Here is a 12076-nt window from a genome sequence, read left to right on the forward strand (position 1 = left end):
TTTATTTCGTCCAGTAATTATTTGGAAATTCAATTGAAAATGGATACCAGTTACAGGAAATATTTAACCTGTGGATACATTTGCAAGGCTAGTGAAGAATAGACCCTTATCTGCACAGGAAATTAAGCATTTGCAAGTTAATATTAACTCAAATACACTAGGTAAATCCTTCATGCTTGGATTTAGCCAAGTTGCTTCTTCTGATAAATTAAGAAAGTATTTTTATCAAGGTGCTCAATTAGCAGATAAACAAATTAAACAGCTAGGTTCCTTCCTTATAGAAGATAACTTGCCTTCTCCAAAGCTAATGGACGCGCATGTAACAGATTCTACCACACCACCATTTTCGGATAAGTTAATGCTTTATCATACAACATTGTCTAACGGTATAGGAATACAATACTATGGACTGGCTGTTTCCAAAATTATGAGACATGACATCCATGCAAAACTAGCTTCACTTACAACAGGTATTGCCAAATACTCAAATGAAGGTATTAATATTACAATCAATAATGGCTGGTTAGAGGAACCTCCAACGGCTGCTGATCGTAAAAAGCTTTCTAAAATGTCCCCCGGAAATTCACCTAATAATTTTAGAAATTAATTATAGTAACATTTAGGAAGCTATTCATTAAAGGGATTCTTATGAAAGTGTATTTTTCCTTTTTAGAACCCCTTATACACACCGGAGTCCAAGCCCTAAAGCTAATTGCCTTAGTTGCTCTTTTGCAGTTCTTAACTGTTAAAAAGCGTCTGAAACCCTTTATCGAAAGTGGCTTAAGACGCATTATTAATAAATCATCTATTAACAGAAGATTAATACCTTCCCATTACTTTATTTTTCAGCTTTCCAATCTTCTCTACTTCTATTTGTACGACATCCCCGTCCTTTAAAAATCGTGGTGGGTCCATCGCCATTCCAACACCATTTGGAGTTCCCGTCAGGATAATATCTCCCGGCTTTAATGTAATTAGATTGGAAATAAACTCAATCAGAAACGGAATATCAAAAATTAACTTATTTGTATTGGAAGATTGACGTTCCTCTCCATTCACAGTTGAACGAATCGATAAATTACCGGGATCCCCAACTTCATCAGCAGTAACAATCCATGGACCAACCGGAGTACTTTTATCCAAGGTTTTCCCCTGCAGCCACTGAGGCGTTCGTTTTTGCAGATCACGTGCAGATATATCATTCCCTATCGTGTAACCGGCAATGTAATCCAGGGCATCCTCTTTTTTAACTTGTGAAGCTTCTTTTCCAATAACGACAGTCAGTTCAGCTTCATAATCGAGTTTCTGTGTAACATTCCTTTTCTCAATCACATCTTCAGGTCCAATAAGCGCATTTGAAAATTTTGCAAACAGAACAGGAAACTCAGGAACGTCACTTTGCATCTCAACTGCATGTTCGGCATAATTCTTCCCTACACAAATAATTTTCGCAGGCACAGGAATAGGTGTGGATAGCAATATTTCTTCCTGATTTAGGCTAAACCCTTCTGTGCTATTTGTTTTAGCGTAAATATATGCTTCTTTAGCATTATCAATCACTTGATTTCCAGCAGCAAAAAAGTGCGTTGGATCAGAGGGAAGTACATTTTCTATCCTATTACTAAGATCTGTTTCCTGCCTTGAAAGAAGCAATTGACAATAGGCCTCCTGCAAGTCAATTACCTTCTCACCAAGCATAAACCCAACCCGAAATGAACCTGGTTTTCCTTTTAACTTATAGCTTACTAATTTCATCACAAACACCCCTCTTAAAATTTTAATCCCAGTTTTTGATCTTTTGAATAATTTTTTTATTAAAGACAGTAATTAATGTATCTTTTCCATCTGATGTTTTTTGCTTATGCCATTCATTGTAACTTGCAACTGCAATCAATATGGAACCCGTAATAAGTAGGTACATCCACCATGGCAGGTTTCCCCAATATGGTCTGGTTTGCAGAAATACATTTAATAGCAGTACTCCTGTTCCAACAAAGAAAAAGGACTTCATTTGATATGCCATACCACCAATAATGGATACAAGGGCGAGGGTTCCGACAATCAACGCGTCATAAATCGTTGAACTTGCCATCCCATCCTGAATCAAAAGAAGCGAAACAACAATCAGGACTGCCCACTGTACGTTGTTGATGAGTGTCTTCAAGGAATTATCCGCAGCCTTTTTAAGTAAAATAACAAGAACGATCCATGGCAGGACATACATTTCCCTTTCCATCAGCTCAGGTAAATCACTATTAACCAATATTGTATAATAGGGTTGCAATAAATAAGCACAAGCAACAAATATGACCCATTTCGGTGCTGCAAAGGGAATACGATTGTGTTGCAGCAATAAACTTCCAACTAGCAATAGCCCCGGCAGCAGTTTTGTCCATAAGTCTTCTGTCGTCCACAGATATAAACTGCCTGCAGCAATAAAGCCAACAAACGTATACCAATCAATACGCAGCGGCTCTCCTTCTTTTTCCTTTGTATCTCGAAAAACCAACTGATAAAACTGCTTTCCAACCAGCAAAGCAATCAGCGCAGATCCTGTTACTGTAGCCTGCATTGAATAATTCCATTCCAGTTGGTCATAGCTATATAACAGCAACCCCTGATATAGAAGAAGAAGGGGGACAGCATTAAGAACATCCCATTTTTCTTTATGCAAAATCCATAACAGACCAATTCCATACAGAATTGTTACAATGAATAGCAGCAAGTCAAATGGATTTACCGATGTGAAAACCCTGATTCCGATCAGAGAGAATGGAACTATATAAAATGCAATTCTTCGTCCCAAGGATCTATTACTGAGAAACCATCCGGCAGCAAGTGCACCACTTGTTATTAAGAAGGCATAATGTACATGGTTATTCAAATCCAACAAAAGCATAGCAAGACTAACAGTTATCCAAAATGACGTGAAGTCGGCGTATAAAAAGGTATTTACCTTCCATCCAACATTTACTTTAAGAACACTTACACCATAAATCACAGCAGCCAAAAGAAATGCCCAGACTGCCTCCTCACCATTAAACATGTAAGTAACAAGTAATGAAAACGGCAAGTAAATGTGTCCAATCCACCAAAAGGCTTTAACAAGTTTGCGGTCCTCGTCTCCGATGAATATTCCAGTACCCAAAAGCAGTAGTGAACCAACAACAAATTGCAATGAATGATACAAATCAGATTGGATAGTAAATTGCGTATGAACTGCATACAACACGGTGAAATAAAATAATAAAGAAGTGCCACCAATCAGATAAGGCATGACTATCCATTTTGTCTTTCTGTACAGCAAATAGGCCATTCCAACTCCACCAAGGACAATCAATGTACGAAAATTATCATCAAAGTCATATAAGAAAGTCCTCATCGTTCCAATAGCGTAAAATCCTTGAGCAACATAAAAAGCATTATCATAAAAGGTCTTTCGTTTAAGCTTTTTCCATAGAATACTTACAATTAGAACAATAAGACCTGCTAATACCAAATGCCCAGCATCTACAGAAAATGCAGCAACGGAAAATCGATCTTTTGTAAAAAACGAAACGACGGCGAGACCTATAGAAAGTGCATGAACCCAGGAAGCTACTCTATTATTTGTAAAATAGACTCGTTGTTCATATTGGTCCATGAAAAGAGCAACTATAGCTAACAATAGAAACATTGTACCTACCTGCCACCAGCTGACAAATCCAAAATTGAGCAATATAGAAAGGGCCATCACAGCTCCGCCAATATCACGTGAGCTCTGATTAATCGGCTGGACGAAATCAAGCTTCATGAAGCAGCCAAAAACAATGTATAAGAAGAGGCCGGCTATAAACACTGGTAAACCTAAATTCTCATAACCAAATAGATCACGGCCAAGTAAAACCACTTCATACAACGCAGCCATGAAAAATACTGGACTTAGATAGGAAAACAGCGTTCGTTTCACCTTGTTTGCTAAATATGTAAAATTAAAGGCTATGATTAAATACGCAATTAGTAAAACAAACGATGGTTCATTCATATTCATAAGTATTCCTTCAAAACTTATAAAAACAAATGCACCTGCTGAAACGATTGCACTCGTAATTTGGAAGGCTTTTTGCAGTGAACTGCTATCCTTTATAAAATTCGGCAGTACCACAAACACAATCCCAAGCAGCGCATACACAATTGCCCCAACCTCATTCAATGTTGAGAACTCAATCAATTGATAGGCACCGTATACTAACAACGCACTAAACACGAAATGATATTCCTTTTGATTTGTAACAAATATCATGGAAAAATATATCACTGCTGTAAGCATCAGGTTGAAACTATAAATCAGTTCATTTTCATAAAATACAAGCATAAGTAAAGTAGACAAAATTAAATTTGCCTGAATATACAGGACAAACTCTTGTGTAAACAACTGAAAACGTCCCTGCTTGTCTGCATAATGATACGCCGCGATGAGTAAAGCGTTAAATGCTATAATTCCCAAGTAAAAACCGTCGACAGGCATTTCTAAAGTTGCTATAAGGAATCCTGCGAACACCGTAAACGTTACAAAAGAAAACCACACAAATAAACGTGATGCTAACTTTATGGAGAGGAGTAAATACACAGGCAAAATCATCAGGCTCCCAACTGCCCCGTATAGATAACGTCCCTCACCTGAAAATGAAAAATAAGAGCCAAATAACTCAAAATAGCCTAGAGACAATATGACAATCGGCAGAAACAGACTACCAAGCACATGAAATGCAAACGCAGTCTTTTCGATTTTTAATATACGTGATGTAAAATATGCCAGACCAAAAAACAGTAAGGAAACGAGACCAATAAATCCTGATTTCTTCCAGTCTGTTAACGTATCCCAAGTACTTGTAGCAAGAACCAGTCCTCCAATCAGCAGCAAAACCACCCCAAGGATTAGAGACCATGTAATATTCCGATCACGGATTTCCTGTGAAGACAGTACTTTTTTGACCTTTTTTGGCTTTGGTGCTTTTGGTTCTGACTGCTTTTTAACCTTTTCCACATTCTGTTCCGATGTCTGTTGATTGTCTTCCTGATCAATATAATACTGATTATGAGCATGCCGAACATTCAAATATGTATCCTTGTCTATGTATTGTTTCTCTTCCAGCTTGTTCAGCTCTTCTTCTAAAATCTTTTGTCGCTGTTGAGCGTGCAAATGATTCAATATATCACCTCTATTTAAACATTACGTATTATGGGGAATTGGCTGCAAGACGTAAATAGCTATACGGACTTTTAGGAACATCTTGGAGATGGAGAACCCGTACTAATGAAAAACCCTCTGCAACGCTTTGTTTTATCGAAATATTTGAAACATTATTATATCATATGTTAGTGCGTATCTGTCATAATTTTCCACAATCTATAATGTGAATCCTCGTTCCGTTAAAAAGGCGAAAAACTGCTCTAACAGGGATGAAGTGAATCCTCATTCCGTTAAATGCACTAAATCAATAGAATATGGGGTTAAAAAAGACAAATAACGGAACGAGGATCCTAAAACATGCTCTAAACGAGGGGTTTTTGGGAAATAGCGGAATGAGGATTCAATAGGGTCTGCAAATGAGGGGAACGTGCACGAAAGCTCCTTATAACATACAAAATGGGAAAGCGGAAAGTGTAAAAGCATAATTAGGGAACTTTAGAAAACTTGGCATTCGTTAAAGGGATTCTTATGAAAGCGTACTTTGCTTTCTTAGAACCCCTTATACTCTGGAGTGCAAGCCTATTATAGATAAGCCTTAGTTGCACTTATGCAGTAAGAAAGGATTTATACTTTCTTAACTGCTAAAAACGCTCAGATTTAATTTTTCTGAGCGTTTTTTTAATATGTTTTTTAGTATTATGAGCCCGTTTCAAGCTTAATGTTTCTCATTTGTCCAAACACGATCAAAGTTCGAGTTTTGCGGAAATTTCTCTCCAGCCTTTAGCTCAACTCTTTTCGGGTCATTGACATTGTTGCCTGTCTCCCCAATTTCTCTATACACACCATTGTTCGGTGCTTTTTGCCCAAAACGAAAATGACTGTATTCACCCATTTCAATCACTCCTTATCATTATTCATTCTTATTATGGCTAATTGCCCAGCCATTCATTCTTTGAATTGCTCGGCTTCACCAATTCTTAAAGGCAAGTACCTTAGTTGAATGCATTTATGCAATAAGGATACGCTGAAAAAATAAGGAGCGTTTTTTATCAGATTCGTGTAACTACCATGTACTATATACTTCTGAGCACTCATCTGCAGTTGGCTCATAAAAACAGTGAAGCTTATATCGTCCCACTAAAGGTTGATCATACCATGTAGCAGGGCAATCAGCTGGAGGTCTGAAATACCATAAACTATATTTAGCTGGCCAGCGCCTTTCCCCGTTAATTACTCTGCGTGCTAACCGTTTTTCACTTTCTCGTGCTCTTTTATAAAAAGTACCATGCTGAAGTGCTTCATATGCAGTTGGCTGGTTAATTACTTGTGGCAACGTGCGTAATCCTTCAAAATCGGAGCAATCTACTCTGGCTCGGTTTACTGTTACAGCACCAACATGCAACATACCTAACTTCCCTTCTCCTACAGCTTCTGCTCGAAGAAGTCTTGCCAAGAGATTGACATGATAATTTGTAGCCTTAACAACGGCCATTTTTCCACCTCCGTTTTACACCTACTTTTATAAGTATTAACCGGGAGTTAACATAGTGCCTGTCTATGTAAAATTCTAATCTAAAAGTTGGATAAGTAATTGCCCATCAGCAGTGGAATCACGCGAGATTCAAAAGCGAAGTATAGCGAGTATAATTAACTAGCCTAAACGACAACTAGACAAAGTTTATAAAGATAATTGCAGTAATAAGCACCAAAGCAATAATTGAAACGAATAGGAGAGATAGTTTGCGCGAAATATTTGCCTTCTGCAGATCCTGCCAGTTGTTGGGTTTAATACCACTCAGCCAAAATACAATAACAGCTGAGAGCATTATGGAATTTACATTGACCATTAATAAAATAAAAGGAACGAGAGCCTCCTCCCATCTACCTGCACCAAGGTTCATACCTAGCACTACAGCAGGTGGCACTAAAGCAACTGAAACCATAACACCCACAAGAGCCCCCTCATTCCTTTTAATAAAAGAAAGTGCTCCTGCAGCGCCAGAAGCTAGAGCAGCAATGACATCGATGATCTGAATGGCTGTTCTAGATAGAAACTCATCACTATTTACAGGTGCATTAAAAAGAAAACTAAATACACTAGCAACTAATACAGGCACTCCCACTCCAAATAATGATGTCAATATTGACCGACGTATCAACTTAAAATCACCTAGTACAGATGCAAATGAAACAGCGGTAACAGGACCAATTATCGGGGCAATCACCATAGCACCGATCACAACAGCAGGGCTGCTCTTTATGACACCTACAGTCGCTACAAATGCAGAAAAAACAATAAACCACATATAGCTGACACTCATATGGCTTGCTTCGGTAATTGTCGTGAATAATTCGTGCCGACTCGCTCGCTGTAAATCTTTTTCCTCATCCTCAGGTTCCTTTTTTTCCCTGGGAAGATACGTTTGAACAGGCAACAGCATAACTTGGTAAGTATCATCTTCGCTGGGCAGCTTTTCCAAATAATTAAGAATTTGTTCAACATCATTTGTTTCCACAAGAATCCGAGTCAGCTTCTGTTCTTTGAATTTTTCAGAAACCCAATACGATACAACAGAGAAATTATTCTCTATATCTTCAATATCTAAAAAATCCGGTGGCGCATAAATTTCAACCAATTGTAATTTCATCGTTAATTCGTCTCCCATTTGCTTAGAAAACTTGGCTTATCGCCAAGCCTTAATGACGAAAGCCTTAGTTGCACTTGTGCAGGTATACTTAACTGTTAAGAATAATCCTATGCCTTATTGTTACCCCTTTCGTTCTACTTCATGACGAAAAATACAATTTTTCATTTTCGTATTGGAAACACAATGGATACCAATCTGCTTCCATAAAAAATAACCCTTCCATTTAGAAGGATTATTTTAAACGTGAATTTAACTTTCTACTTATACTCACCAACTATATCTAATACATCCTCGACTAATGACGGGTCTACAGCCTTATCAAAGTCTACTTCCCCTTTAATTGCACCATTTTCTTTATACATATCGTATTGTTTCTTAATATCTTCAATGAACATACGACCATCTGGATTCAAGCCTGTAACGGCAACCTTATTCCATATCGCTGGATCCTTAAGTGCTGTGTATTCCGTCATAATGTTAATAATCTCTTCCTTTTCACCTTCATCTTTGACAAACACATCGTTATAATCACGAACACCTTTTAAGTAGCCTGCCATAAATCGTAAAGCTACTTCCCGACGTTCATTAAGAAACTCTGGTGAACCTAAGACCATTGCGATTTGAGCCTTTGGAGCAAAGTCAGTCACATCCCCAAACTTAACGTGTAGGTCCTGTTCAATTCCTTGTGTTATCAAGGGCTCTATTTGCAGCGCGGCAGCGATTTGATTATTTCCAATCGCAGACATCATATTTCCAAAGTCGGACATTAAGGTAAACTCCACATCATCCCTCGTTAACCCAGCATGCTCTAACATCCGCTCAAATATATAATCATCAACTGCGTTTTTTGTGGAAACTGCTATGCGTTTTCCTTTCAAGTCCTTATAATCTTTAATTTCATCCTGCAGATCTTTTCGTAGAACAAAGGTAAAATAAGAATTACCCATAACGTTATGACCTTTATCAGCAATCATGCGAACGTCAATACCTTGGGCAATGGAGTTAAAAAATGATGCTGAAGATATACCTCCTGCCACATCAATTTTTCCAGCAGCTAAAGCTGGCAGCATTTCATCACTATTACCAAATTTAACGAATTCAACGTTTATGTTGTATTCCTCAAAATAGCCTCTTTCCTTGGCAATATAAAATCCTGCTCCAGATGCGGAACCATCCTCAGCAATTGTTACAGTAACAGGTTCTGCAAGTGGATCAAGTGCCCCTTCCGTACTAGTGTCTTCACTGGTACTACCTTGCTCCTCCTCTTTTTCTTGGTCCGTTGACTCTTGGTCATCTTGTGTGTCGTCTTTTGGTTTAGTCTCTGAATCAGCACAACCTGCTAAAGCAAGTGTTACAATTAAGAAAAAGACACCAATTAACTTTAACCATTTTCCCCTCATGATTAATCAACCTTTCTGTTCTTTGGTTTTACGATCATTTTGTACTTCTCTTTGTAAATGCTTCCATATATCAACGAACTGCTCTGCCATTTCCGGGTTTGACCGGACATCCTCAATCGTCCTTGGACGTGGTAAATCAATTTTCTTCTCGCTCAAGATTTGGCCTGGCTGCGCACTCATTAATAATACTTTGTCACCTAACAACAATGCCTCATCAATGCTATGTGTAATGAATAATACAGTTTTCTTTGTTTCTGCCCAGATTGCGAGCAATTCTTCTTGAAGAATAAATTTATTTTGTTCATCCAATGCCGCGAACGGTTCATCCATCAATAGTATTTCCGGATCGTTGGCAAAGGCTCGAGCAATGCTTACCCGCTGCTTCATTCCTCCAGATAATTCTTTTGGAAACAGCTTTGCAAACTGCTTTAATCCAACCTTATCTAAATAGTAATCTGTTTTCTCTTTCACTATTTTCTTCGGAAGGTGACGCATCTTTAATCCAAAGGCAACATTTTCTTCAACTGTCTGCCATGGAATTACACCACGTTCCTGAAATACCATTGATTGCAGAGGTTTAGCATTATCTGACTGATGAATTTCAAATGTTCCTGTACTAGGTTTTTCTAAGCCAGCTAACATTCTTAATAGTGTCGTTTTTCCACACCCACTTGGTCCCAGCAAACAAACAAATTCACCGTCCTCAATATTAAGTGATATATCCTTTAACGCTGTTACACTTTCATTTCGTTTATAAAATACTTTTGTTAACTGATTAATTGTTATTTTACTCGGCTGTGCCATTGTCAAATTGACCCTCCTTATGATTTGATTTGGCTATCTCCACGGAATCAATTTACTTTGCAGTCCTCTTAAAAGTAAGGAGAAGAAGTAGCCAAAGAAGGAAATGAGCACAAGACCTACATACATTTCGGTTAATAAAAAGGCCTTATAATTTACCCAAATTAGATAACCGATCCCGCTGTTTGCTGCAACCATTTCAGCAGCCACAATCGTTAATAAGGCAATCGCCTGCCCCATTTGAATTCCTTCCAGCATAACGGGCAAGGAGCCAGGTAGTGCAATTTTAAAGAAGAAATCCTTCGCACTTGCCCCATAATTCCTAGCAACATCGATATAAATCCTATCAATATTTGTTACCCCTGCAGCTGTGTTAATGACAACAGGAAAGAAAACACTGATTGCAATAATCAACATCTTAGAAAACTCACCAATTCCAAATATAATGAGAATAATCGGTAACATCGCTAATGTTGGAATTGGCATTAACGCCATAACTAACGGTGAGAAGAAATGCCGTATCGGTGAATACATTCCCATTAATAGCCCAAGAGCTATCGCTGGAATTACCCCAAGTACAAAACCCGAAAAGATACGATATAAACTAATTTTAATGTGGATAAATAACTCGCCGCTTGTTCCCATCGTAATTAACGTCTTGATTATTACTGAAGGTGGAGGGAAAAAGCGCGGGTCTATGACACTTGTTCGTGATAAGATTTCCCATAAAACCAAAATGAAAATAGGAGATGAGATTGTTAACAAACTCTTCAACCTTTGATTACGTTGTCTTTTTTGCCATTCAGCACGTTCTAGCTGAACAGCAGATTGACTGTTCCCCATATCCTCACCACCTCTCATGCACTATGCTATGCATCCGCCCAGAAAGTGGTGATGAATTATACAAGCCATTTTGCTTTGAACCCATTCTACATAGCATTCTTCTTCATATACTGATTATGGAAAAACAAAAAATGCGAGGTGACAAATTTAAATGGCAAAATATAATATTACTCAGGATTATATTGACTACGGTGACTCAAGATCAGGTGAAGAACTTCAAAATGTGGAATATATCGTAAGTCATGATACAGGAAACCCTGGTTCAACAGCCTATAACAATCGGAGTTATTTTGACCGTATCCAGCCCTTAGCCTCCGCTCATACCTTTATTGATGATAACTATATTCTCGAAATTATCCCACAAACGGAAAAAGCATGGCATGTTCGTTATAATGCAGCAAAAGATAACACACTTTTTGGTGAAGACGCTAACGATGCTGCCATTGGTGTTGAGTTAGCTTATGGAAGCAACATTGATTTTCAGGACGCCTATAACCGCTATGTTTGGTACCATGCCTACCTAATAGATAAGTACGGTCTTAACCCTGACACAGATATCGTTGCTCATAGCACCCTCGATCCCCAGCGTCGCACAGATCCGCAAAATGCTTTGCACCAGAATGGAATCTCATGGGACGAATTTATCCAGGATGTAAAAGAAGTTTATCAAACGGAGTTTTCAGAAGATGGAGGTGCAACTGAACCGGCAGAACCTGAAGTGAAAGGGGTATCCGTGGAATTACCACTAGATATTGGTGATGAGGGTCAATTTGTGAAAGAAATTCAACAAGACTTAATTCGAACTGGGTTCCCTTTACCAATATACGGGGCAGATGGAATCTATGGAGAGGAAACCCAACGTGCCGTCATGCGGTTCCAAAGCGCGTACGGACTGCACGTTGATGGATTAGTAGGGCCTAATACACTCGCTAAATTAAAAGAAGTCCTTGGGTCCAGTTCACCAGCTATAGATTTCCCATTACCAGATAAAGTATTGTCGCTAGGAGATGAAGGGGAAGCTGCGAAACAAGTTCAACGTGCTTTAAAAGATATCAACTTTGATCCCGGAGCGATCGATGGGATATATGGGCCAAAAACGCAGGATGCTGTCCGCAGATTCCAATCGATGTACGCAGCTCTCGCTAATGACGGAATCTATGGACCTAATACAAGAAAATATATTCGAATGGAGCTTAATGACTGAGCCAAAT

General features: G+C 38.5%; 10 protein-coding genes and 1 pseudogene. 3 read left to right on the top strand and 8 right to left on the bottom strand.

All coding sequences use genetic code 11. From position 1 onward, the window contains the following. The first annotated feature begins 70 nt into the window (after positions 1-70). Positions 71-607: a DUF3231 family protein gene (locus tag J2Z82_RS10495; RefSeq protein ID WP_209480750.1), complete on the top strand. Its 537-nt coding sequence runs from the start codon at positions 71-73 to the stop codon at positions 605-607. A gap of 212 nt (positions 608-819) precedes the next feature. Here the strand turns inward: J2Z82_RS10495 and J2Z82_RS10500 are convergent, their stop codons facing one another. The 8 genes from J2Z82_RS10500 to J2Z82_RS10535 all read right to left on the bottom strand — a co-directional run bounded on the left by J2Z82_RS10500 (position 820) and on the right by J2Z82_RS10535 (position 10865). After that, a complete protein-coding gene (locus tag J2Z82_RS10500) occupies positions 820-1755 on the bottom strand; it encodes a fumarylacetoacetate hydrolase family protein (RefSeq protein ID WP_209480861.1) in 936 nt (311 codons plus the stop codon). 22 nt (positions 1756-1777) lie between these two features. Next, complete coding sequence (locus J2Z82_RS10505) at positions 1778-5191, bottom strand: hypothetical protein (protein ID WP_209480751.1); 3414 nt, start codon at positions 5189-5191, stop codon at positions 1778-1780. Positions 5192-5888: 697 nt separating this feature from the next. Continuing rightward, positions 5889-6065 (bottom strand): YjzC family protein, encoded by a 177-nt coding sequence (locus J2Z82_RS10510; protein WP_209480752.1) that lies wholly within the window; start codon positions 6063-6065, stop codon positions 5889-5891. Positions 6066-6236: 171 nt separating this feature from the next. After that, on the bottom strand, positions 6237-6665 hold the full coding sequence (locus J2Z82_RS10515; RefSeq protein WP_209480753.1) for a cell wall hydrolase: 429 nt from the start codon (positions 6663-6665) through the stop codon (positions 6237-6239). A 175-nt stretch (positions 6666-6840) separates the two neighbouring features. Further along, on the bottom strand, positions 6841-7821 hold the full coding sequence (locus J2Z82_RS10520) for a TIGR00341 family protein (protein ID WP_209480754.1): 981 nt from the start codon (positions 7819-7821) through the stop codon (positions 6841-6843). A gap of 257 nt (positions 7822-8078) precedes the next feature. Next, positions 8079-9221 (bottom strand): ABC transporter substrate-binding protein, encoded by a 1143-nt coding sequence (locus J2Z82_RS10525; protein ID WP_209480755.1) that lies wholly within the window; start codon positions 9219-9221, stop codon positions 8079-8081. 6 nt (positions 9222-9227) lie between these two features. Continuing rightward, the gene (locus tag J2Z82_RS10530; protein ID WP_209480756.1) at positions 9228-10025 is read right to left on the bottom strand and encodes an ABC transporter ATP-binding protein; all 798 of its coding nucleotides are present in this window, start codon (positions 10023-10025) and stop codon (positions 9228-9230) included. Between the two features lie 33 nt (positions 10026-10058). Next, positions 10059-10865 carry an ABC transporter permease gene (locus J2Z82_RS10535; protein WP_209480757.1) on the bottom strand — a complete coding sequence of 269 codons (807 nt, stop codon included), beginning with the start codon at positions 10863-10865 and terminating at the stop codon, positions 10059-10061. Between the two features lie 151 nt (positions 10866-11016). Here J2Z82_RS10535 and J2Z82_RS19375 point away from each other — a divergent pair. Then, positions 11017-11532: pseudogene (locus J2Z82_RS19375) on the top strand (peptidoglycan recognition protein family protein); the annotation flags it as partial. A 105-nt stretch (positions 11533-11637) separates the two neighbouring features. Further along, on the top strand, positions 11638-12069 hold the full coding sequence (locus tag J2Z82_RS19700; protein WP_342453627.1) for a peptidoglycan-binding domain-containing protein: 432 nt from the start codon (positions 11638-11640) through the stop codon (positions 12067-12069). The last annotated feature ends 7 nt before the right edge of the window (positions 12070-12076 follow it).

The sequence above is a fragment of the Virgibacillus litoralis genome (genome assembly GCF_017873675.1).
Taxonomy (GTDB): Bacteria; Bacillota; Bacilli; order Bacillales; family Amphibacillaceae; genus Lentibacillus; species Lentibacillus litoralis.